A 25,101-nucleotide genomic window follows, 5' to 3' on the forward strand; every position below is an offset into this window, starting at 1 on the left:
CCTCCTTGGGTTAAGATCGCATCGTAGCCAGTCTCATGATGTTCTCCTGCGTGGCTTCCCTACTACGGAGCTCTCCGGTAATCCGCCCCTCGCACATCACCAGGATGCGATGGCTTAGGCGCAGGATCTCGGGCAGCTCCGAGGAAATCATGATGATCGCTTTTCCTTCGCCAGCCAGCTGCTCCAGCAGCGCATAGATCTCGCTTTTGGCTCCTACGTCAATGCCCCGGGTCGGCTCGTCGAAGATCAGAATATCGCAGTCCCGCGCCAGCCATTTGCTGATGACGACCTTCTGCTGGTTGCCTCCGGAGAGGAACTTGACGAGCTGCCCGGTGCCCGGGGTCTTGATCTTGAGAGATTCGACGTACTGCTCCGCCGCTTCGTCCATGCTCCGGTCATTCATCCAGCCCCATCGCCCATACCCCGAATAACTGGCTACTGCAATATTCGACCGGACATCCATGTCGATCAGCAGCCCGAACTGCTTGCGGTCCTCCGACAAGTACCCGAGGCCATGGGCTACCGCGTCATGGGGCTGCCTGATCTTCACGGGCCTGCCGTGAATCCGGATCTCCCCCTGATCGACCGGGTCCGCCCCGAAGACGGCTCTTGCCACTTCGGTACGCCCCGCCCCCATCAGCCCCGCGAAGCCGAGGATTTCGCCCTGCCGCAGATGGAAGGAGATATTCCTCAGCTGCGTCCCCCGGCTTAAGCCCTGTACCTCCAGGACGACCGGACTGCCGTTCTCCCCTATGGACGGTCTCGAGACATGCTGGATGGACCGGCCCACCATCATCGCGATAATCTGATCGATCGTGATGGCCTCCGTCCGCACCGTATCGATGTAGCAGCCGTCCCGCATGACCGTAATCCGGTCTGTGATTCGCTTCAATTCTTCCATCCGGTGGGAGATATAGACGATGCCGACGCCCCGGCTCCGCAGCTGCCCGATGATCCGGAACAATTCTTCAATCTCCGACTGGGTCAGCGCCGCCGTCGGCTCATCCATAATCAGAACCTTGGAGTCGAACGACAGCGCCTTAGCGATTTCCACCATCTGCTGCTTGGCCACCGTCAGCTCGGAGACCGGACTTCCCGGGTCCAGCTGCAGGTTCATTCCGTCGAACAGCTCCTGCGTCCTGCGGTGCAGCGCCTTCTCATCGAGAAACCAGCCCCTTCGCGGCTCGCGTCCGATGAAGATGTTCTGGGCCACCGTCAGATGCGGCATCATATTCAGCTCCTGGTGGATGATGCTGATGCCCATCTCCTGCGCCGCCTTGGTATTCGGGATCCCGACTTCCTGTCCTTCGTACAGGATCCGGCCCTCGTCCTTGGCATACACTCCGGTCAATATCTTCATCAAGGTGGATTTGCCGGCACCGTTCTCTCCCACCAATGCATGCACCTCTCCGGCCTGAAGCTCAAACCGGCACCCATTCAGCGCAAGTACTCCGGGGAACCGCTTCACGATTCCCTCCATGCAAACCAAGGCTCTGCTGCTCATGCCCTTTCCCCCTTCCCTCTGGTATTCGCTGCCTGTGGTTCCATTGTAGAACCCATCCCGTACCGGCGGAGTGGAGGAATCTATGGAAAAAGTTTCATTTTTGTACGATGGCACCCAAAAGAAAAAAAAACAGGCTCCCCTGATGGGGGACGCCTGGTTGTATCTAGGTCTCCAGCTTCGTGCCTGTCTGCAGGGAAGAAGTTTCCTCCCCGCTCAGTCACCTTACATCTTCCTCCGGGCCATGAAGATCCTCCCGTGCGGTCACGACCCGGAACCGGTCTCCCGTGTCCTCCATGGCGTACAGCTTGCAGCGGGAATCCGGCATCCTGAACGGTTGATGGAGGATGAGCATCGGGGTCCCCTCGAAGGTGCGGAAGAGCATGCCGTGGCCGCTGTCTCCCCTAACTAGAGGCTCCAGCTGCTCCCACGGCCCCTCCAGCCTGCCGGATACGGAGCGGGCCTGGGTCTGCACATACTGCCCCTGATCATAGCTGGACCACAGCATCACGAGGTGGCCGCCACGGGTCCGATAGAGCTGGCAGCCGTCCGTAACATAGATGCTCCCCTCTACTCCGGGTGTCTGCTCCGCCGTGTCCCAAGAAGCTTCCGACGCACGGAAGAGGTGAACCGGCTCCCCGGCCGCCCGCGACAGATCCGCTTCGAGGGGAACCGCTTCGACCGTGCCATCCCTCGTCTGGATCCATTCGTGACAGTACACCATCCACGGGCTGCCGTCCGTCTCATCGATATACAGCGTCCCATCGAGTGTCATGAGCGAGGAAGGTGTGGTCGGCCCTTCCGATTGGAGCAGTTCGAACGGCCCTTCCAGCGAGGAGCTCACCGCCACCGCCGTTCCGCGCCAATGATTCGGCATGGGGATCAGCGGGGAATCAGGGAGCCTCCTGTCGTTGTTGTGCAGCGTAACAAAAAGGTAGCAGCTTCCCTTATACGCATGAACCTCCGGCGCCCAGGTTCCGTGCTGGGGATTCGCCCAGATTCCATCCGGCACCGTGAATACGACATAGGGCCCCTCCCAGTGCCGAAGATCCGCGCTCCGGTAGGTGACCACCCCGTATCTCTCCATCCCGTGGATCCGCGGTCCGCCGCTCGTGTACAGATAGTACATACCGCTCCGCTCATCCGCCACCACGAAGGGATCGTGAGCCGGGATGTCGCACAGGCGCAGTCCGGACTTGGGACGGGCTGCGTCGGAAGCCTCGTTATAGATGCTCATAAACCATCCTCCTGCTTAACGGGAGCATACAGCTCCTTTACAAATCAGTCTTCCACGTAAATCCCCGAAGCTCCGCATCTTCTCCTATACCTTCTACGAGCAGGGACAGCCGGTTATTCCCCTCCCGGTACCAGGGCTCCGGCAAATAAATCACATCCTGCCCGCCCCCGGTCATATGCGGACGTACGCCGCCGCCCTCCAGCCACAGCCTCCCCACCAAATGTCCATTAAAAAAGGCGGTCAGCTTCACGCCGCTGCCCTCACACCGCACCTTGCGGCACTTCGCAGCCATGTCTGCCGGCAGTTCGGTCTGCAGCCAGGCCAATTCCCCGGGCAATAACCGCACGGGCAGCTCGCACGGTGCGGCTCCGCCGACATTATCCTCTGACGCCTGCCAGAGCTGCTCCTCCTGGCAGCCCGCGACACGCCACTGTACGACATCGCTGCCTTCGTACAGCATCACCCTCCCTGCCATCTGGTGATAGCTGCGCTGCATATAGAGGGCTATTTCCGTTTGTTCTCCCGGTTCTACGTAAGGGGTCAGATCGACAAACGGAACGACGGGCACAACCTCACCCGCATACTGCCGGTTGACATACACCCGGAGCACACACTGGGCCCCCGGCACGTGAAGCATCCATCTGTCCGCATCTGTGGAAGCCGTGAAACTCTTCCAATAGATTCCCGACTCGGGCAGACGTGTCGTCATCCAGCCGCCCCAGCTTTGAATCGAGCAGGACTCCGCGTCCGGATCGCCGGCCGGCAAAGGCTCCCCGGCCTCCTTGGGAGCGCAGATCTGAAAGTTCCAATTAGACGCGAGACTGATCTGCTGCGTGACGGTGACGACATGGCTTACGCCCTTGAGGGAATTCAACCTCAGACCCGGCAGCACACTGTCGTCGAAGTTGGTATGGCCCCAGATTTCGGCACGGATCAGCAGGTCCGAGACCTCGGCCGGGTGCTCGAGCGGGATATAAGCATGGCCCCCTCCGGGAAATACGGTGCCGGCGTATGTCCCTTCCGCATACACGCTCAGAATATCGCCTGCATCTTGAAGCAGGACACCGAGGACAGGCTTCGCCACCGCATCCTTACGCTTGGCTCCGTACCACGCCATCCCCCGGTAGATGCCCGCCTCCTCCAGAGGCTTGGCCTGATCGCCGAGCTCCAGCCACCGCTGAGGAAGACCGGCCCCTCCGGATGGAATCATCTCCTTCTTCCAGCTCAGGTTCACCGCCTCAGAGGCCCTCCCGGCTTCCTCTTCCTGGCCTCCCGCTTCCGCTTCGGATTCGGACTTCGCTTCGGATTCGGACTCCGCTTCGAACAGCAGCTCCCCGCCTGATGTAATCTCCAGAAGCCTCGACGCCCGGTGTCGATCCAGCACATGAACGGCAAGAATACGGCCGTCCTGGCAGCGAATTTCCGCAGAGCCCTGCACTCCTTGTCTGAAACACAGCACGAGCTCCTGTCCATTCCCATACACCTCAGCACCGCCTTCGATCACCTCAGCCGCATCCGGCACGGTCAAAGCGATCTCCGACTCGGAATCTCCCTCTGCCGTGAAGACGACGGTCAGCTTCCGCTCCGTGGAACGGACAGCGGCCACCTCAGCGGTTGAATAACGGATCCGTCCTTTACCGCCCCACTGCTCCAAAGGGAAGTCATAGAGCAGCAGCGGGCAGCGGTCGGCGGCAAGCTTCAGCTCGCTATGCTGCGGAATCACCTGCCCCCCGTGATGAAGCTGTACGCTCCCGTCCCTCTGGTCCACGTTCGGCAGAGCGATCACGTACCCGCCTCCATCCAGTTCCAGCACATATTGCATCCCGCCGCTCACCGTGAGATCCGTCTCCACACGGAAGAAGCTTGGGACCGGTGCCGCCTTGGCCAGACCGCTCCCCAAGGATCGCAGGAGGCCTCCGAGCAGCCTGCCTTCATAGAACTCCTCGCGCCTGCCCCCCTCGGGGGTGATCATGCCGTGGAAATCATAGTCAGAGGTCAGGAAAGCGAGCGGCTTCCCCCAATTGTTAATCGCGTTCGTGAAGCCGAAGTCCGTTCCCGATGCCTGAAGGTAGGGGCCTAACAGCTTGGCTCCGCCCGAAAGCAGACGGCGCAGCAGGAAGTGGGAACGGTTCGTCTCCGTCACGCACAAGGGATAGCCCCGGCTTCGGAGCACTTCGGCATACCGGACCACCTTATGCTCGAAGTCCGCTTCCCTGTCGTTCGGATAAAAATTGCAGGTAGGCATAACGCCTTTCGCATGACCGCTCGCCATATACAGGTCTCCCTGGCCCGCGCAGGCAAAGAGCGGAACCGTCACCCCGTAAGACAAAGCCATATCACGCAGCGCGGATATATAGCCTGCAGGGTCCTGGCAGTCATAGAAGTCGAGCTCATTGTCCAGCTGTACGGCGATCACCGTCCCCTCCTTCCCCAGCTCAAAGCGGCTCAGGATGGGCATCATCCGGCCGAACCAGCGGTTCACCTCCTGCAGGAAGCCGGGGTCGTTGTCCCGCAGCCGCATCTGCCGGTCCGTGAACAGATGGGCGGGCAGGGCGCCGCCATCCCACTCCGAGCAGATATAAGGCCCGGGCCTGGCGACCACCCACAAGCCTTCATCGGCCGCCTGCTTCAAGAAAGCTTCGACATCCCGCTCGCCGCTGAAATCCCATACCCCCGGCTCCCTCTCATGGTGATTCCATGGGAAGTACACATCGATGGCGTTATAGCCCGCTTCCTTCACCTTCCGCAGGCGGTCCCTCCACAGGCCCCGCGGGATCCGGAAGTAGAAGACGGAGCTGCACAGCAGGATCACCGGTGTGCCCTCGATATAGACCCCATCCGCGTCAAAGCGGACCTTCGAATCCAGGATCCCCTTCGGTCCTGCCTCACGGGCCGTATTCCATCCGTTCACCGCATTTGTCTCATTCATCGGTTTCATCCCAGCCTCCTGTTTCTGTTTTATTCCTGCTTCTATTCCTGTTTCCATGAAAGAAGGGCCGTCCTCCAACAGCAAGACCAGCCCTTCTCCTCCGGCATCCTATGCGGTTATTTGCTTTCAACCAGCTTCTTGTATTCGTCGAGCTGTCTCTGCACTTCGGCCATTACCTTATCGTACCCCGCTGCTTTGAGCTTGCTGCGGAGCTCCTCCACCGCCTTCACCGGATCGCCCGCTTTGCCGTAGGCAATCGCCGGACCCATCTGGGAAGTAACCTGCGACATCGCCGTCAGCTGCGAGTCGATCTTCGACTTGTCGAGCACGAACCGGCCGTACGGGTAAGGCTTCTTAATCCCGTCATATTTCTTGTAGACCTCCGTGATACCGGACCAGGTCGTCGCGCTTGGGATCTCGAAGCGGTCCACCCGGCCGCCCCAGAAGTTCGACGAGAAGCTGTCACGCGTCGCATCGTAGCCTTCCGGCTGGGCACGTTTGCCGTCCTTAATGACGTACTGCACCCCTTCGATGCCGTAGTTCATCAGGTAATACACTTCCTTGTTCTGGCGGATGAGCTCATAGGCCATCAGGGCGCGCTCCGGATGCTTGCTCTTCGCTCCGACCGCGGTAGCGCCGTGGGTAATCGGCTGCGAGATCAAGTTGCCCCGCGTATCAGACCAGGCGAACATCTGAAGCTCGGAGCCCGGCTGCTTCGTATCCATCTCCACGCGCAGTCCGCTGAACGTCTGGGTATGGTGCTGGTCCGCGCCTGTCTGGCCGGCCTTCAGCTCATCCCTCACGTTGCCCTTGTAGTTCAGCACGTCCTCCCGCCAGTAGCCCCGGTCCGCCCAATCCTTCATCATCTTCGCGAAGTCCACGAACGTATCGTCGAAGATCGGGCTGTGCGCGGTGTACCTTTCGTCGTACGATTTGCCCCATACCACAGGAAGATAGCCTGTCGGAACCGCCAGCTCAATCGCATCCGTCTTGGATTGAATGAAGCCTTTGGTATGCTCGCCGTTCGTTCCATTGGAATCCCAAGGAATGACATCCGGCTTCTTGTCCTTGATTCCCTGGAAGTACTTGCCCAAGGTTTCAAAATCTTTGATCGGCTCCGTGATCCCGAACTCCTTGGCCCAGTCCCCCCGGTAGAAGAACCCGTGATTGACCCACTGGGTATAACTGTTCTCCGGGATCATATAGATCTTATCCTTGTACTTCGTTTGATCCCATTCCTCCGGCTTGATTTCCTTCCATGTCTCCGGCGCATACTTGGGCAGCAGCTGATCGAGCGGCAGGAAGGCGCCCTTCTGCGCGTTCGGCCAGGCATCCAGCCAGTCCGTTGCCGTCGTGATCAGATCCACGGGCTCGCCGGAAGCCAGCAGGAGATTGTATTTGGTCTGCCAATCCGCCCATTCCACCCATTTGAGCTCCAGCTTGGCATTGATCTTGTCCTTCATGATGACATTGATTTTCTCCAGCACCTTCTCGACCTGGCCGTTCTTCGGTTTATCGCCAAGCATGACGTAGGTAATCGTCTCGAACTTCGAGGTGTCAGACCCGTTATCCGCTGTGCTCCCCGTGCCCGGTGCCGCCTTACCGGAATCGGAGCCGCCTCCGGAACAAGCCGTCAGGCTGACTGCCATCACAGCCGCAAGCAGAGTTTTACCGATAGTTCTCGTTACCATGTTATTGCCTCCCCTTTGATATCGAGCTTGTGGATACAGGTGCTTGGCGAAACCGCTGCCCTCCCGGGTGGGACCAGGACATGCGGATCGTTTATGTTTCAATAGGCGCGGATATTCTTTTATCCTTTTACCGCCCCTACCGTGATACCTTGAATGAAATACCGCTGCACGAACGAATAGAACAGGATCACCGGCCCCGTAGCGACTACGGCCGTTGCCATCTTCATGGACTCCAGAGGCACATCCCGGAGGGGCACGTTCGAAGCGGCAGCGGAATTGCGTATGAAGTCCGCCGAAGTGACCACATTGTACAGGAACAGCTGCAGCGGCCTGTACTTCATGTCCGGGGACAAGAACAGCATGGAGTTATACCATTCATTCCAGTAGCCCAGGGCGATGAATAATCCGATCGTGGCAAGAGCCGGAGTCGACATCGGCAGAATCAAGCGCGTGAAGATGGTAAAATCCCCGGCCCCGTCGATCTTCGCCGATTCCGTAATCGCGTGGGGGATCGATTGGGTGAAGCTCTTCATCATGATGATCAGGAAGGGGCTCAGCAGCCCCGGCAGCAGGACGGCAAGGTAATTGTCCTTGAGATGCAGATACTGGGTGATAAGGAGATAGAAAGGAACGATGCCCCCGGAGAACAGGGTCGTGAAGTAGATGAAGAAGGAGATCTTGTTCCGGAAGTGAAAATCCGGTCTCTGCAGCGCATACCCGGTCATCGCGACCAGGAACAAGCCTGCCGCCGTTCCAACCACCGTAATGCCCAGAGTGACGATATACGATCCGACGATGAGGTCCGGATTCTCGAAGACGATCTTATAAGCATAGGTGCTGAATTCTTTGGGCCACAGATTGAAGCCGTTCTTGATGATGGAGGCTTCCGAGGTGAGCGAGGTGGCCACGATCAGCACGAAGGGAAGCAGACAGCAGATCGCCAGCAAAGCGATAAACACGTAAGAGATGACCCGTATGATCAGGGATGAGCGGTCCGTATGCCTAACATTCATGGAAGCTTGCACGGCTGAACCTCCTTTTTAGAATAAGGAATTATCGGGCGAGAACTTCTTCACCAGCCAGTTGGCGGTCAGCACGAAGGCGAAGCCGAACAAGGACTGGTACAAGCTCACGGCACTGCCCATGGAGAAGTTGAAATTGTTCATCAGGGAACGGAAGACGAAGGTCTCGATAATATCCGTCGTGCTGTACAGCATCGTGTTATTGGCCCCGACCAGGTTATAGAACAAGCCGAAGTTGCCTCTTAGCACACCGCCCAGGGAGAACAGCAGCAGGATAATGAAGGTGGGCTTGAGCCACGGGAGAATAATGTACCGGATCCGCTGAAAGCCGTTCGCCCCGTCGATCTCCGCCGCTTCCACGATCTCGGAATCCAGGCCCATGATGGCGGCGAAATACACGATCGAGCCGTACCCTGTGGACTGCCACAGATAAGTAAGAATGATGATGTAAGGCCATATACCGGGGTTCGAGTAGGTCTTCACCGGCTCCATCCCGACCGACTTCAGGATGCTGTTGAGCAGACCATAGTCAAAACTCAGAATGTTATAAGCGATCAGACCGATCAGAACCGCCGAAATAAAGTGAGGAAGGAACATAAGCGTCTGGGAGACTTTCTTAAAATATTTATTCCGCAGCTCATTGAGCATGATGGCCACGAAGATCTGGAGACCGTTGCCGAGCAGGATAAAAGCAAGGTTGTAGGCCACGGTATTGAAGGTCAGCCTCCACAGGTCCCCCGACGAAACCAGAAACCTGAAATTGTCGAGGCCGATGAACTCACTGCCGAAGATGCCGTCGGAATAATTGTAATTAATGAAGGCCAGGTACAGGCCCGGCATCGGCAGATAGGAGAACAGAATGAAGAACAGGATGGCCGGCAAGCACATAATGAGCAGCGTCCGGTTATTCCGCAGCTTCCTCCAGAGCGTAAACTGGCTCTGCTTGGTGAGAGCGGGCGGTACGGACTGCTCCGCAAACGCACGATTCATTAGGTTTCCCCCTTCGACATATTTTTTGAAACCCATTTCATGAAATGGGTTTCATAATTCATAAAAAAAAAGAGCTGGTGTATCCTGAGGGGCCCAAAGTACTCCGCTGCTATCACCGCCTGCATCCAAGGAATAAGCGAACTGCCGCCACGCCCGGCCTAATGCATTCGAACATGTTTGTTAATGAAAGGGGTTTCATTGATGTAAATTTTACCTTCGTATCCCTCTTATTGTCAAGATGTTTGTTGAAACCGCTTTTATAAATTCGAAAGAGGCTCCCCTGGATCTAAACATCTCCAAGAAAGCCTCTCCCTGCTGCGCCCGATGGCTGGTGATCCTTTCACTGCTCTGCGCTTATTCTTTGGCCAAGCCCTGCCTTACGGCGGGCAGCCTTACCGTGAGCCCCAGCATCAGGACTCCGAGAACCGCGCAGGTCCATGCCATGCTGTGCAGCTGCCCCGTAGTGATCGTCTTGCCGAACAGGGCGGCCAGTAAGCTGGATGACAGAATCGTGCCTATAAACCGGGAGGTCATGAACAGTCCCGATGCGACCCCGGTTTCCTCCTTCGTCACAAAATCATAAAGGATCGTCTGCATGCCGAGATTGTTAAAGCCGTTCGCAATGCCGAGAATGCACAGCACGGAAAAGATGGTTATCGCATGGGCCTGGTCTCTGATAAGCAAAAGCAGCAGCGACCCGGCAATCACAGAGATCGTCCCGGCAATCAGAGAGGGCTTGGAGCCCTTCCGGTCGATCCACCGGCTGACCATCGGTGTGACCAGAACGCTGAAGCCGGCAATGGACAGCATAACGAGCCCCGTCTGCTGAGGGTCCATGTGCTGCACCCGCTGAAGGTACGACGGGATCCCGAACATGATGGAATAAAAGGCGATGTTGGTCAAAATAAATTGGACATAAATCAGGGTGACATTGACATTGTTCCGAAGGAACGCCACATCGATGAACGGTTTGCTCTGGACCAGCTCATACCGGTAAAACCCGAAGGACAACCCGATACCGGCCGCCAGCATCCATAGGCTCGGCCCCTCCGCAATCGACAAGAAAAAGAGGAGCCACATGAAAATCGCCGCCGAAAATAATCCCACGCCCCGCCAATCCATATCCGAGGCCCGTCCGGTTGTCTGCGGATCACGCGGAAAGACCTTCCACGCAATGAGAAAAGAACCGAGAATGAACGGGAAATTGCATAGAAAGATGAGCGGCCAATCGCCGTAATGCAGCAGCAAGCCCCCAAGGGAGGGTCCGAAGGCTGCCGAGGTGCTGGAGAATATCGATAATACGCCAAGCGCTCTGGCCTGGTTGGAAGTAATCTGGCTTCGGATCATTCCCATGCCGGAGGGGAACAAAGCCGAGCTTCCGAAGGCCTGGATGATCCGAAAACCGATCAGCCAGCCGAAGCTGGGGGATAATGGAGCCAAGCAGGACGACACCGTCACCAGCAGCAGCCCCAGCATGAAGACCCGCTTGCGTCCGAACATATCGCTCCACTTGCCCATGATCGGCTGTCCGATGGCGCTAGCTAAGTAATACGTGGAGATCAGCCAGGACACATCGGTGAAGGTCAGCTGAAACTCCTCCTGAAGCCGGGCCAAGGCTACCGAAATCATCGTCGTATTTAGCGGATTCAGCAGGGTCCCCAGCGCTACGGCGGTGATGAGAAGCATGTCCTGCCGTTTCAAACCGGCCGGCTCTTGATGCGCCATGTTGTCACCTCATTTTCTCTGTATCCGCACCTGAGAGGGCGCTGCCTATACATCATGATATATAGTATAACGCAATCCCCGCTGATTACGAAGATCGAACCCTTTTTCTGGAACGGAAAAGAAGACAGGCGCCCGCTGTCCGGGACACCTGCCTGCCTCTCACCGTTATTGATGGGTCAACCTCGAGATGCCGTTTGGTCCGCGCCCGCTTCTTGGCCCTCTGCCGACGGCCCCTCGGGATCCCGAAGCAGCCTCATTTCGTTGTAGGCCATAAGCAGCGGCGCAGCGCCGTGGCCGTTATTGTCCACGATCTTCTCGCCATGAAGATAATAGTCGACGCTGCCGTCGCGGACGACTCCGGTATCGGGATGGGTCCCGAGGCCCGCGCTCCGGCAGATTCCACCCAGCCGCACTTCGCCATCCTCTTCCCGCAGATAACGGCTGACCGTTCCGTCGAACGCCTTCTTCCCGTGCCCTGCATAGTCGCCCGGCAAATAGCCGAGGCGTACTCCCTTCAGGATCGCGTAAGCCATCATGAGGGTGCCGCTGCTCTCGAGGTAATTATCCGGATGGTCGGCCCGGTCGACCACCTGGTACCACATGCCTTCGCTGTGCTGATGCGGCAGCATGCCGTCTACGGTTTCCTGCAGGTACTGCTGCAGGAATCCCGCGTCCGCCTGCTCGCCCTCCAGCAGCTCCAGCACGTCCACGAGGGCCATCACATACCAGCCAACCGCACGCCCCCACACATTCGGAGACTGACCGGTGACCGGGTCGCTCCAGAACATCTGCCGGCTCTCATCATAGGCATGGCTGTACAGCCGCTTGGTTTCGTTGTAGATGTTCTTCCGGACGTTGCGGAACTGGGCCAGCGTATCCGAATAGAGCTTATGTTCGGCAAACCTCTTTGTATATTGGACATAGAACGGCTGACCCATGTACAGTCCGTCTAGCCATACTTGATTGGGGTAGTTGGATTTATGCCAGAACGCTCCCGACTCCGTTCTCGGATATTCCGACAGCTGCCGGTACAGCAGATCCATGACCCGTTTATATTTGGGATCCCGCTCCCGCTCGTATAGCGGGAACAACACAGAGGCCATCCGAATTTGATCGATATTGTAGTAGCCGGGATCAATAGCGGGGATATGCCCCTCCTCATCATACAGCCCATCGATAAATTCCTTGACGAACCCATAGTCGTCTTCACTGCCGGTTTGCGCCCAGCTGTCCAGATACGCCTTCAGAATGCAGCCCTCGATATAGTGCCAGCGGACAGAATACCACTTCGGCTGTGCCTTGTACTGCATTTTCAACTTGTCCACCATAGAGTAGTCCAACATATCTTCACTTCCCTTCGTAGGTTATCCATTCGAATGGCTGTCCCGGTATTGTCCCGGGGTCATGCCGGTCAGCTTCCGGAAGGTCCGGATAAAGCCCGTCGAATTCGTATAATTCAGACGCGCCGCGATTTCGGTAATTTTCAGATCGGTATTCTCCAGCCACGACTTGGCCATCTTGATCCGGTAATCCGTCAAATAATCGATAAACGTGACGCCGATCTCCTTCTTGAACACGCGGCTTAAGTAGACGGGATGGTACTTGAGCCGTTCGGCGCACGCTTCGAGCGTGATATCCTGGTTATACTGTTCATGGATGAGCTGAACCATCTCATGGGCGATGTTGATATATTGGTTATCGACACGCTCCTTCATATAGGCCAGGACAGGCGGCAGAAGCTCCTGCTTGAACCAGGCGTTAATTTCCGAGGCGGTATGCAGTTTGACGAACCGGTTCAGTATCGATTGGTTGCGCACGAGACTGTGCAGTGAGCCCTCCTGCTCGTTCACCAGCCGGCACACCCGGTTGACGAGCTGCAGCATCACCAGCTGGAAATCGTTGAAGCCGATTTCTTTCTCCATCATCGCCTCCACATAACGGTCCAATTGCTCCTCCGTGGAGACGGAATCGCCGGTCTTCAACGCATGAATGACATCATCCTCGAAATGCTCCAGGGACATAAACGCACGGTCCCGCTGTCCGGCGCCAAGTTTCGTATCGTCATAATGGAGGATGATGTCGTTCCCCAGACGAATTCTTCGCTTCAATGCCTCCAAAGCCTCCGTGTAAGCATGGTTCGCATCGGTATACCGGGTGAAGCTCCGGCTGATGCCGATGCTGACCTTTAATTGCAGCAGCTCGTACACCTTTGATTTGATCAATGCGGCCGTTTGATGAAAGAGGGCTTTACCCGCCTCGGGGTCGCCCGTGCCGCTGGTCAATATCGAGACCTGGGACTGGTCCAGGAGCAGATGGCCGAGCATCCCCGAAGGCGGAATCAGCTCGCCCACCATGTTATTGATGGCAAACAGCAGGAGCTCCTTATCGTTCTCCGTGAACCGGGTCTCGTCAAGTGAATCGATTTGAAGGGCCAGCACACCCATCGATTTTCCCTTGTCCGCGAATCCGTAGGACTCGCTCTTGTAGGTAAATTCGCTTTCGGTGATCTGCCCCATGAGCAGCTTGAGCACGAAAAACTCCTTCATCTGTCCGCGCTGGCCCTGCAGCTGGCTCTGCAGCTGCTTGCGCGTACTAAAGAGCGAATCGAAACGGTCCTCGATATAGGCGAACTCATCCTGCTCCCGGACTGCGGCCGCTTCGCCGCCATACCGTTCCATCAATCTCATCAACCGGCGGAACGGGGAGTACATGCGCCTGGACCCGTAGTACGCGCCGGCAGCGATAATAACAAAGATGATGAGGCAGGCGTTGAGCGTAACAGCGGCAATTTTCCTGGATTCCTTCGTCATCGATTCGATGGAGTTGATGGAGGTATACGTCCACTGGTTATAAGGAGAAACCCGGTAGTTCACGGCCATGCCGTCCATTTCAAAATAACCCTCGGTGTCGGTAAGCGTTTTCATATGAAGCAAAATTTCATCGGTTACTGCAGCGGAGCCGGGATTCGTCAGGAACGGCAGCCTCTCGCGGTTCAGCACCACCATGTTTCCCCACTGCGCGTTCGGCGTCATGTCGCTCTCCAGCTTCTGCACATCCATGTCGATGATCAAGAGCGCTCTCGGCTCGCTCGAAGGCGCAATCATCGGCAGCTTGACGATCATCCGGACCGTATCCCGTGCGGGCGCTTCCGCTTCAGTGCCGCCGCCGGTCTTCTTCCCGCTGCCGCCGGCCAGCCAATACAAATTCTTGGGGTGTCTGCTGTACTCGCTGAGCACCTCCGGATTCAAATAATCGCGGACCTTCGTAAAGCCGAGATTGCTGATCATCCAGTCATGCTCCAGGTTCACCAGGTGCGTATCCGCTACACCCGACAAGGAGTGCAAGTTATACAAGCCCTTGGCCAGATCCGTGATCGTGACAAAATCGTCAGGAGTCAAATGATCGTACAAATGATCGGTCACCAGAGAGGAGTTTAAATACTGGACGGCTCCCATTTCCACATTTTTCAATACCTGCTCGATTCTCATCTGGTTTTGAAGCAGAATGTGCGTATTTCCTTCGTTAACCTTCTTCTCGGTATCCTGGGAGGCGATATAGTAGGAAATCATCCCAATGGAAATAACCGGCGCAGCGACTAACAATAAGGTGAAAACGAGTAACCGATACAAGTATTTGGGCAATGGATAACCCCCCTCCCCTCTGACATCATGCGGTTCACCGAAAGAAAGGAACCGGGAAAGAGCCGAATAAGGCTCCCCCGGTTATCATTATATCAGAAAGTTTGAAAGATTACGCTTTCGTTTGGGCCGTGCGGTCCTGGAGCTGATGCACCGAAATCGTCCCCCAGCTGAGATCGTCCACCCGGTATCTCTCGATCTGCTCCCAGTCCAATTCCACGCCCAAGCCCATCCGGCCGCGGTCCGGTACCAGCAGGTAACCGTTCTGATATTGAACCGGATGCTTCACAATGTCTCCGATGTATAACTGGGGTCCGGTTGGATCCGACGTGTAGTCCAGGTTGGCAAGAGCACTGCCGAGATGCGCCATGGAGGCCGTTCCGACGGACAGCTCCTGCGTCGTTCCGATCAGGCACGACTTCCCTGCGACCTCCGCGGCCGCTGCCGCCTTCCTCGCGCTGGTCAAGCCTCCGATGAAGATCGGAGAAATGTTGAAGATGTCGACGGAGTCCTGACGGATCATCTCGTACTGCTGCCGGAAGCTCCACACATGCTCGCTGACCGGGTGATCGGCCTTCATGCGGAAATGGCGCAGACCCTCGAAGTCGTTCTGGACCGCAGGACTCTCGATGAGCTGAAAATCGTATTGGCGAAACCGTTTGGTTGCCTGCAGCGCCAGCTTCCAGTCGAGCAGATGGCTGAAATCCAGCGACTTGATCGTGACCCGGCTGCCGAACTCCGTCCGCACCCGGTCCATGAACGCCTCGTCCGCATCCAGATTCTTGCCGACATACAGCCGGAACGTGTCAAAGCCCTGCTCCAGCCGGCGGCGGACGACCGCCACATTCTCTTCGACTTCTTCCATGAAGCGGTGCCGGAAGATCGGGAAGCACACCTTGATCTTCTCCCGGATTCGGCCGCCGAGCAGCTCCGACACCGAGATGCCGAGCGATTTGGCACACAGATCATGAAGCGCCGTATCGATCCCGTTCCGGATGAAGTTGCCCTTCTCGTAATAAAACATCGCTTCAGGAAAGTAGCTCCCCAGCACCTTGTTAGTGAGCGAAATATCGAATGGACTCATCCCGAGCAGAGTGGACTTCAATACCGTCAGCAGATCGCGGATATCCAGCGAGTAATAAGGCAGATGGGAAAAATCGGACATCTCCCCGATCCCGGTCCATCCGTTATCGGCGTCGATCTCGACGATCACGTGCTTGCTCACAAATCCGGTATGACGCGGCATCCCGACTACCGTCAGCCTAATGTCCGTTATTTTCATTGAACAGCCTCCTCTTGTACTTTCAGCAGTCCCCACTGCGCCAGCAGAGCGGTGACTTCCTTCTTATCCGATTCGTTAAGCGGGTCGACAGGCTCGCGCGTGATCCCCGCCCGCAGCCCCAGCTGCTCCATCGCTTCCTTGACGATCACCACGTTGTTCCCGGCGTTATACTTGGCCCGCAGGTTCTCGAAGGGCAAAATATCCTCCCACAGCCGCCACACGGTCGTCCAGTCGTCCTCCCGCAGCGCTTTCAGCATAGCATGAGACTTATCCGGAACGACATTGACAAGACCCGAGGTGAAGCCCTTGGCCCCGGCTTGGAAGAAATACGGCGCCCACTTCTCCGCTGTGCCGCAGATCCAGGCGATTCCGTACTCCTCCGGGATGCTCCGAACCGTATGCGTAAAGCGGGGCAGGTCGTTAATCGCATATTTCACTCCGACACACTCAGGGAGTGCAGCCAGGGGCAGCAAAATCTCGTCGGAGACCGCTGCATCCTTCAGATACAGCGTCGACGGGATGTCGAGGCTCTCCATAATCTTCTTAAAGTAAGAGACCGCCCCTTCCTTCGTAATGTAAGGATGAATGGGCTGATGGATCATGACGCAATCGGCCCCGGCCTGCTGGGCATGCCTGCCGAGCTCAACAGCGGTGTCTGCCGAGTAACCGATCCCGGCCATGACGATCGCCCGCCCCTTCACCTGCTCGACGACCCGCTTCGTTACTTCCTTCGCTTCCTCCAGCGTCAGCGCGTAGAATTCGCCGGTATTGCCGCACGTCACAATGACCTCGGAACCGCTGGCGAGCAGAAATTCGATGTTGGCCTCCAGGCCCTTCCAATCGATCTCACCGGTAACCTCGTCGAACGGTGTGATATGAATGGCCGAAATCGTTTCCAAGCGTTTGCTGAAATCACCATAGTTCATTCCCCATCCCTGCCCTTCTTAAGAGTTCTGCCGGCCTAACCTTAAGGCGTCACAACCACCGTCTTGACCTGTGTAAAAAATTCAATGGCCGCTCTTCCCTGCTCCCGGGAATAGGAGCTCGACAGCTTCATGCCCCCGAACGGCGCCTGAGGCTCCACCCCCGCCGTTTCCCCGTTGACCTTGATCAATCCCGCCTCCATGCCATTCACGAAGCGGTGGATGCTCTTCTGGTTCTGGGTGAACAGGGCCGCGGCGAGGCCGTACCGGACATCGTTGGCAAGCCCGATCGCATGCTCCAGATCGTCCGCTTCGAGAATGACCAGCACCGGGCCGAAGATTTCCTCCTGTGCGAGCAGGCTGTCCGGCTCCACCCCATCCAGGATCGTCGGCTCGATATAATAGCCCTTCCCGAATTCTCCTTCCGTCCTCGCTCTGCCCCCGGCCAGCAGCCTCGCTCCTTCCCGGATGCCCTGCTGCACCATGCCCAGGATGCTGTCATACTGGCGCTTCGAGACCACCGGGCCGAGATAACAATCGCCCTCCCGCGGATCGGACAGCTTGATGCGCCGGGCTCGCTCGACCAGCAGGGCCGTCAGCTCTTCCTTGACCGGCTTCTCGACGATCACACGGCTGGTCGCCGTGCATTTCTGACCGGCTGAGCGCATGGCCGCGCTGAGGATCGTGTCCGCCGCCCTGCCGAGATCCGCATCGGCCAGCACGACGCTTGCGTTCTTCCCGCCCATCTCCAGCTGATACTTGGCGTGACGGGCCGAAGCCGCCTGTGCTACCGTCTTCCCTACCGCATCCGAGCCGGTGAAGGAGATGCCTGTGATGTCCGGATGCTCCAGCATGCGCTGCCCGACAACGGAGCCCGAACCGCTCACGAGCTGCACGACCCCGTCAGGCAGCCCGCTTGCTGTCAGCAGCTTCATCAGATAGGACGCGGTGATCGTGGCATGCTCCGCCGGCTTCCAGACTACGGTGTTGCCGAAGATCAGCGCCGGCGCCATCTTCCAGACCGGGATGGCCGCCGGGAAGTTCCAGGGCGTGATCAGACCGACGACTCCGAGCGGAACGCGGGTCGTATACAGATGGGATACGCCGTCGGTCGCCGGCAGCACTTCCCCGATGCTGCGAAGCCCTTCCCCCGCGTAGTAGCGCAGCAGCACGACCGCGCGGTTGACCTCGCCTCTGGCCTCGCCGATCGGCTTGCCCATCTCCAGGGTCAGCAGCTCCGCGAGCTCCTGCGCATGCTCCTCGACCTTCTGCGCAGCCTTGAAGAGATACGCTCCCCTCTCGCCGCCCGGCAGGCCGGCCCATCCGGGCAGCGCGCGCCTTGCGGCCTGTACCGCCAGGTCGACATCCGCCGCGGTCAGCTGCAGGCTGCGCCCCACCAGTATCGAGCTGTCCAGCGGGCTGTAATGCTCCTTGAGCGGCCGGCCTTCGGGGGCGATCCAGCCCCCGTTCACAAATGCGGTTGATTCGATCACCATGGTCATTCGGTCCATCCTCCTATTTTTTCAGCTTCGCGTATTCTGCGGTAAACTCTTCGATGACCTTGTCTCCGCCCATCTTTCTCCAAGCCTCGATCTCCGCCTGGAAGCCGGCTTCGTCAATTTTGCCCATAATGTATTTGGTCTGGGCGTCGCGAATGTGCGTATCCAGCTCGGAGCCGTTCTCCACGTAGGTCTTGGAGTTCAGCGTGAGCGCCACATTCGGAACGACGTTCTTCAGGTTGTCCGAGACGACCTTCCAGCCTTTCTCCTGCAGGGCGTCCAGTTTGAGAGGAAGCCCCTTGCCCGTCACCTCGAACGACGGCAGGCTGTCGCGGAACGGCTTGACCTCCAGGTTGAAGAGGTTCAGATCGAGGAATTCGGCTTTCCCGTCGTCCGTCTTCTTGAAATGCTTGCCTTCGATCCCGCGGGTAAGCAGCGTAGACATCTCCGGCTCCAGCAGCTTGTCGAAGAACGCCAGCACACGCTTCAGCTCCTCCTCCGACTTCACGCTCGAGACCGGGAAGACGAAGAACCCGTTATTGCCCGGCTCCGCCGGTACCCGGTTGCCGCCAGGGCCCGTGAACGGAAGCACATCCACTACCGCATCCGGGACGGCCTTCTTGAGGTTATTCGCGGATGTAGCCGCAGCGGAGGCCACGGTATTCACCCGGATGGCGACTTTGCCGGCGTTCCACTTGTTGTCGGCATCCGCCGCCTGGACGACGGAGAAGTCCTGGTTGATCAGCTTCTCCGCATATAACCGCTTCAGCAGGTTGAGCGAGTCCTGGTAAGGCTTTGTCATGAACTCCGGGATGACTTTGCCGTCCACAAGCCCCCATTTGTTCGGCGCTCCCTGAGCGACGGCCAGACGGGTCAGGAAGGCGCTGCTGGCCACCGGGTCATTATAGGATTTGTCGAGAAACATCCCATACGTGTCGGCTTGGCCATTCTTGTCCGGATCCTTCTCCGCGACCGTTTTCATCATGTGATACCAATCGTCGATCGTCACCGGAGCTTTCAGCCCCAGCTCATCGAACCAGTCTTTGCGGTGCGTGATGCCGGCCCTTCCGATGTCCCGGTACAAGGGGAGCCCGTAGAGCTTCCCATCCACCTTGATGTTGTCGTAATGCATCGGGTTCGTTTCGGCCAGGTTTTTGTAATCCTTCAGATACGGGCCGATCTCCCAGAACAGGCCGGATTGGATCGCGCTGAGCGTCGTCGCATTGAAGGTCAGCTTGAACGCTTTGGGCATTTCGCTGGAGGCGATCATGACATTCTTCTTGTCCTCGAAGGCCGCGCTTGGAATCCATTGAATGTCCAGCTTGGTATTCGTGTACTTCTCGATGGCCTGTTCAATTTCACTATCCGCTTTAGGCGCCTCGCCGACCTGCGGCGTCCCGATCGTAATCTCGAGCGGCCCTCCCCCCGTGCCCGCCGAATCTTCCGCGGCCGTTGGACCGGAGCTGCATCCGGCAAGCGACCCAGCGGCCAGGGCGATGCTAAGTACCCATGCTGCGCCTTGACGATTGTTCTTCATTGTGCGCCCCCCTTATCCCTCTGATTGTATCGAATGAGAACCGGTACCGGCTATCCTTTGACCGATCCCAGCATAACGCCTTTGGCAAAGTGTTTCTGAAGAAACGGATACACGAGCAGGATCGGCACGGTCGCAATGACGATCGAAGCCATCCGTATCGTCTGCGGCAGATAATCCCCCGGGTCCTGCTGTGTGGTGGAGTCCCCGATCTGGTCCTGCGAGAGCAGAACAATCTGCCGGAGAACGATCTGAACCGGAAACTTGACGGAATCGTTGATGTACATGACGGCGTTGAAGTACGTGTTCCAATGGCCCACCGCATAGAACAAACCGAAGGTCGCCATAGCCGGCAGAGATAAGGGCAGCACGATGCGAAACAGGATCCCGAGATCGCTGCAGCCGTCGATCTTCGCGGCGTCCTCCAGCCCATCCGGAATTTGCTGGAAGAAATTCTTGAGAACGATCAGATTAAAGGCGCTGATCGCCGTGGGGATCATCAGCGACCAATACGTATTGATCATGCCGAACGCCTTCACGACAAAGTAAGTCGGAATCATCCCGCCGCTGAACAGCATCGTGAGCAGAACCAGAAGCAGAATCGTGCGCCTGCCCTTCAGTGTGCTGCGTGCCAGCGGATACGCCGTGATGGAGGTGAAGAACAGATTGATTGCGGTTCCGAACACGGTAATATATACCGAAACCAGAATCGCTCTCACCATGGTATCCGTCGAGAAAATATATCGATAGGCCGCAAGGGTGAATTCCTTCGGGAACAGCATCAGGCCGCCCTTGACTACCTCCGCCGGGGAGGTGAACGATACGGCAAGAATGTACAGAAACGGGATGACCGTAATCAGTGAAAAGAGCAGCAGCAGGGAGGCATTGACCGCGTGAAACACTTTACTGCCCATCGTCCGGTTCTCTATTGTCATTTCACAATCCTCCTCTCGCGCTAGTACACGCCCTCTTCCCCGAATTTCTTGGCAAGCCAGTTGGCGCCGACTACCAGTACCAGTCCGACCACCGATTTGAACAATCCTACCGCTGCGCTGTAGCTGTACTGGGCTTGTGTTAACCCTTTGAGGTAGACATAGGTATCGAATACTTCCCCGACTTCCCTGTTCACCGAATTGAGCATGAGGAAGATGTGCTCGAAGCCCGTATCCAGGAAGCTGCCCAGACGCAGAATGAACAGGATGACGATCGTGCTGCGGATTGCGGGAAGCGTAACGTGCCAGAGCTGCCGCCAGCGCCCCGCTCCATCGATGCGTGCCGCCTCGTAGAGCTGCAGATCGACGCCGGACAGAGCCGCCAGGAATATAATCGTTCCCCAACCGGCCTCCTTCCAGATGGATTGGGTGGTAATCATCGTCCGGAACCATTCCTCGCTGAGCAGGAAAGGAATCTTCTCCATGCCAAGCCGGGCGATGATGTCGTTGACAATGCCTCCTTCCGTCGTAAGGAGCACGTAGAAAATACCAACGGCGACCACCCACGAAACGAAATGCGGCAGGTAGAGCATCGTCTGGACAAAGCCCTTGAACGCTTCCCTGCGCACCTCATTCAACATCAGGGCGAGGATGATCGGCAGAGGAAAGAAGAAGACCAGATTGTACATGGCCAGTACAAACGTGTTCCGGAACAGCATCCCGAACTGCGGCTCGGTGAAGAACCGTTCGAAATGCTTCAACCCCACCCAGGGACTATTCATAAAGCCGATATGCGGCTTGTAGTCCTGGAAGGCTATGGCCAATCCGAACATGGGCACGTACTTAAATAATAGAAAGTACAGCACGCCCGGGATGAGAAGGATATACAGCCACTTGTCTCTTAGGATCTGTTGGGCCGCCGGAAAGCGTCTCGTCTTGATCGCCGGAGCCGCAGCCAGCCGAACTTCATAATTGCGCTTCATCCATTTCCCTCCTTTTGTTGTTGTCCGCTGCACCCGGGATAGCGCTTACAAAACCGATCATACGAGACCGCAGCCTGACACGCAATCATACTGCCGCAACCAATGGTACAGCAGCGCCGAAGCCTGATGCCGCAAGCCTTTTTCGACAGGATGATCATCTTTTGCATGGGCATCGTACTCGTTTAACCTGCCCGAACTGCCCCCTATGTACCTTCTCCACGATGTTTCCGGCCTCCAGGCCCCCTTCCGAAAGTGCCGCCGCGCTCCCCCCAGCCCCTTCTATACAAAAAATAAACCGATCGCTGTTATTGCAGCGATCGGTTTATTCCTTGTCATGGCTTCTTGCCCTGCCCAGTGCCGTTCATCTTGGCGTCCGTCGATCTATTTCAGATATTCGACCGCCGCTCTTTCGATAGCCAGCCCGCTCTTGTACCGCTGCATGAATACTTCAAAGCCTTCGACATCCTTCGGATCAGGGGAGATGGTTTCGCTTGCTTCTCCTGCGAATACGTTCTGGCTCAGGTACGCTTCCAGCGTTTCATTCTCCGACTTGTTGATCATGTAGGAGGCCAGCAGGGCAATCCCCCAGGCTCCGCCCTCTCCAGCCGTTTCCATCACGGAAACCGGTGTATTGAGCGCTGCAGCCATAATGCGCTGTCCTACGCCCTTGGTTTTGAACAAGCCGCCGTGGCCCAGGATTTCATCCAACTGGACATTCTCTTCCTTCAGAAGAATGTCCATGCCGATCTTCAGGGCGCCAAGCGCGGTGAACAGATGAACTCGCATGAAGTTGGCGAGGTTGAAGTTGCTGTCCGAGGAACGCACGAACAGCGGACGTCCTTCCTCGAAGTGGGTCATATGTTCACCGGAGAGATAGCCGTAAGCCAGCAGCCCTCCGCAATCCGGATCGCCTTGAAGCGCAAGGTTATACAGCGTTCCGTACAGCTTGTTCATATCCGTGGCCAGACCCATGGCCTTGCCGAATTCTTCGAACAATCCAACCCATGCGTTCAGGTCGGAGGAACAGTTATTGGAGTGCGCCATGGCGACCAGGTTACCGGTAGGCGTGGTGACGAGATCGATCTCGCCATAGGCCTTGGATAATTCTTTCTCCAGGACCACCATGGCGAATACGGAGGTTCCGGCCGATACGTTACCCGTGCGCTTCGCTACACTATTGGTTGCGACCATACCGGTCCCTGCATCGCCTTCCGGCGGGCACAGCGGAATGCCGGCCTGCAGTTCGCCGGTCACGTCCAGCAGCCTGGCTCCTTCTTCCGTAAGGACGCCGGCACTTTCACCTGCGGTCAGAACCGTAGGCAGGATCTCCTCCAGCTTCCATGGGAGGTTACGGGAGGCAATCAGCTCGTTGAACTGACTGATCATCGAAGCGTTATAGTCCTTGGAAGCGATATCGATCGGGAAGACGCCGGAGGCTTCGCCGACACCCAGCACCTTTTGTCCCGTCAGTTTCCAATGTATGTATCCGGCGAGCGTGGTCTGGAAGCGGATCTCGGCCACATGCTCTTCCCCATTCAAGATCGCCTGATACAGGTGGGCAATGCTCCAGCGCTGCGGGATGTGATAGTTGAACAATTCCGTCAAGGTTTCGGAAGCTTGTTCCGTGATGTTATTTCTCCAGGTGCGGAAAGGAACCAGGAGCTCGCCCGCTTGATCGAAGGCCATGTAGCCGTGCATCATGCCGCTGAAGCCAATTGCTTCGATGGTCTGCAGTGTGACGCCATACTGCTGCTTCACATCGGCAGCCATCTTCTGGTAGCTGTCTTGTATGCCCTTCCAAATCTCCTCTACGCTGTAGGTCCAGATGTTGTTCACATAGCTGTTCTCCCAGTCATGGCTTCCGGACGCAATAGCGGTATGATCTTCACCAATGAGAACCGCTTTAATCCGTGTGGAACCAAGCTCAATACCAAGTACTGTTTTGCCGCTCTGGATGGCAGCTTTCACATCAAAACTCATGAACGTTCCCCCATCATACAATTTAAATTAATGGTTTTCATTACGGTAAATTAATTCATATAAAGATAAATAAATTATACACTTACTATACCATAGAATAAAAGACAGGAGATTTAAAAATATTCTATCCCACTATACAAATTTTCGATAGCGGCGTTGGTCCTCCCATGAAAAAAAGCCGCGTTACGCGGCCATTCCTCGCTAGCTCTTGATGCCTTGAGCGGTAAATTAAAAAATGCTGTCAGGAACATAATAGATTTTCTGCGTATTCTGTTTGTTCACAGGATCTGTAACGATAGTAAAATAAACGTTCCCGTCCTTTGTCTGTACTCCCTCGATTTCATGGGTTCCCACATTGGTGATGTTGACCAGGGTTTTGTAGGCCCCTGTCTCTGACATCCTGGCAATCTGCGGGGTCTGGCCTTCCGCGCCGCCTGACGTATAGATTTCCGTGCTCCCCAGCATATCCAGGCCCTGGAAAGAGCCGTTCGGTCTGACGATCCCGCTGCCCGACTGCGTGAAGCTGGCCACGGATTCGCTGACCGCCGCCGCACTGTCCATCCGCACCTGTTCGCTGCCGTCCAGAAGCTTGTTCAATGCCACCGTGTCATAAATGGACCAAGTGACATTTCCTTCTGCCGTTTGTACACGGAATACCGTGTGGGTACTGTTGCCTCCTCCATCCACACGGTAGGTCTCACCTAATCTCGTTCCGGTCTTATTGGCGTAGTTCATATAAGTGAACCGGTGAAGATCCGTGTAATCCATGGTCGTGCCGGGAGCATATTGAAGTCTGGCTACCTGCAGCGACCAGTAATAGTCTGTTGCGGAATCCGCTTTGGAGCTGAAATAAAAGTAATTGATTCCATTGTACGTATACATGTCCAGGGTTTGGCAGTGGCCGGAATTGGTGATGGTCATTTCATCCACGTAGGTGGCGTCATTGCCGCTGATAAGCAGTCTCGAAAGATAACAGGTTCCCTTGGACCGCTGGGTGACGTAAACATACTTCGAAGCGATGTAAGCTTTCTGGACCGCCACATTGTGCTTCAGTCCTTTGAGATTGTAGGCCAGTACCGCCGATGCGTTTACCGTTTTCTCGGGAGCTGCCGCGTATGCCGGCATGCCGGACAATCCAGCTACAAGAATGGCGATAAACAATGAGGTAAGGATTCTTAGCTGCTTTCGAATCGGACTCAACGCTTGCATGGTCAACATTACGAATTCCTCCCTTG

The 25,101-nt window shown here is 56.7% G+C and carries 17 protein-coding genes; all 17 read right to left on the reverse strand.

Translation table 11 applies throughout. The features are described from left to right. Positions 1-10: 10 nt before the first annotated feature. The gene (locus ACP26L_RS28160) at positions 11-1,504 is read right to left on the reverse strand and encodes a sugar ABC transporter ATP-binding protein (protein ID WP_426448428.1); all 1,494 of its coding nucleotides are present in this window, start codon (positions 1,502-1,504) and stop codon (positions 11-13) included. A gap of 217 nt (positions 1,505-1,721) precedes the next feature. After that, on the reverse strand, positions 1,722-2,738 hold the full coding sequence (locus ACP26L_RS28165; protein ID WP_426448429.1) for a glycoside hydrolase family 43 protein: 1,017 nt from the start codon (positions 2,736-2,738) through the stop codon (positions 1,722-1,724). Between the two features lie 37 nt (positions 2,739-2,775). After that, positions 2,776-5,676, reverse strand: a complete 2,901-nt coding sequence (locus ACP26L_RS28170; RefSeq protein ID WP_426448431.1) for a beta-galactosidase — start codon at positions 5,674-5,676, stop codon at positions 2,776-2,778. 107 nt (positions 5,677-5,783) lie between these two features. After that, positions 5,784-7,358 carry an ABC transporter substrate-binding protein gene (locus tag ACP26L_RS28175; protein WP_426448433.1) on the reverse strand — a complete coding sequence of 525 codons (1,575 nt, stop codon included), beginning with the start codon at positions 7,356-7,358 and terminating at the stop codon, positions 5,784-5,786. A gap of 119 nt (positions 7,359-7,477) precedes the next feature. Next, positions 7,478-8,383, reverse strand: a complete 906-nt coding sequence (locus ACP26L_RS28180) for a carbohydrate ABC transporter permease (RefSeq protein ID WP_426448435.1) — start codon at positions 8,381-8,383, stop codon at positions 7,478-7,480. A gap of 15 nt (positions 8,384-8,398) precedes the next feature. Continuing rightward, the gene (locus ACP26L_RS28185; protein ID WP_426448437.1) at positions 8,399-9,370 is read right to left on the reverse strand and encodes an ABC transporter permease; all 972 of its coding nucleotides are present in this window, start codon (positions 9,368-9,370) and stop codon (positions 8,399-8,401) included. 354 nt (positions 9,371-9,724) lie between these two features. Then, complete coding sequence (locus ACP26L_RS28190; protein WP_426448439.1) at positions 9,725-11,095, reverse strand: MFS transporter; 1,371 nt, start codon at positions 11,093-11,095, stop codon at positions 9,725-9,727. 176 nt (positions 11,096-11,271) lie between these two features. Further along, the gene (locus ACP26L_RS28195; protein ID WP_426448441.1) at positions 11,272-12,438 is read right to left on the reverse strand and encodes a glycoside hydrolase family 88/105 protein; all 1,167 of its coding nucleotides are present in this window, start codon (positions 12,436-12,438) and stop codon (positions 11,272-11,274) included. Positions 12,439-12,459: 21 nt separating this feature from the next. Further along, complete coding sequence (locus ACP26L_RS28200) at positions 12,460-14,736, reverse strand: helix-turn-helix domain-containing protein (protein WP_426448443.1); 2,277 nt, start codon at positions 14,734-14,736, stop codon at positions 12,460-12,462. A 109-nt stretch (positions 14,737-14,845) separates the two neighbouring features. Beyond that, the gene (locus ACP26L_RS28205) at positions 14,846-16,015 is read right to left on the reverse strand and encodes a mandelate racemase/muconate lactonizing enzyme family protein (RefSeq protein ID WP_426448445.1); all 1,170 of its coding nucleotides are present in this window, start codon (positions 16,013-16,015) and stop codon (positions 14,846-14,848) included. Further along, entirely contained in the window at positions 16,012-16,941 is a 930-nt protein-coding gene (locus ACP26L_RS28210; RefSeq protein WP_426448447.1) for a dihydrodipicolinate synthase family protein, read from the reverse strand. Before ACP26L_RS28210 ends, ACP26L_RS28205 begins: the two co-directional genes overlap by 4 nt. Before the next feature lie 41 nt (positions 16,942-16,982). Beyond that, the gene (locus ACP26L_RS28215; protein ID WP_426448449.1) at positions 16,983-18,440 is read right to left on the reverse strand and encodes an aldehyde dehydrogenase family protein; all 1,458 of its coding nucleotides are present in this window, start codon (positions 18,438-18,440) and stop codon (positions 16,983-16,985) included. A gap of 13 nt (positions 18,441-18,453) precedes the next feature. Next, entirely contained in the window at positions 18,454-19,974 is a 1,521-nt protein-coding gene (locus ACP26L_RS28220) for an extracellular solute-binding protein (RefSeq protein ID WP_426448451.1), read from the reverse strand. Between the two features lie 50 nt (positions 19,975-20,024). Next, positions 20,025-20,906 carry a carbohydrate ABC transporter permease gene (locus ACP26L_RS28225; protein WP_426448452.1) on the reverse strand — a complete coding sequence of 294 codons (882 nt, stop codon included), beginning with the start codon at positions 20,904-20,906 and terminating at the stop codon, positions 20,025-20,027. Positions 20,907-20,926: 20 nt separating this feature from the next. Next, positions 20,927-21,886, reverse strand: a complete 960-nt coding sequence (locus tag ACP26L_RS28230; RefSeq protein ID WP_426448454.1) for an ABC transporter permease — start codon at positions 21,884-21,886, stop codon at positions 20,927-20,929. 381 nt (positions 21,887-22,267) lie between these two features. Beyond that, a complete protein-coding gene (locus tag ACP26L_RS28235) occupies positions 22,268-23,866 on the reverse strand; it encodes a xylulokinase (protein ID WP_426448455.1) in 1,599 nt (532 codons plus the stop codon). Positions 23,867-24,094: 228 nt separating this feature from the next. Beyond that, complete coding sequence (locus ACP26L_RS28240; protein WP_426448457.1) at positions 24,095-25,084, reverse strand: hypothetical protein; 990 nt, start codon at positions 25,082-25,084, stop codon at positions 24,095-24,097. Positions 25,085-25,101: the final 17 nt, after the last annotated feature.

The sequence above is a fragment of the Paenibacillus sp. S-38 genome (assembly GCF_049942825.1).
In the GTDB taxonomy this organism is placed as follows: Bacteria; Bacillota; Bacilli; order Paenibacillales; family NBRC-103111; genus Paenibacillus_G.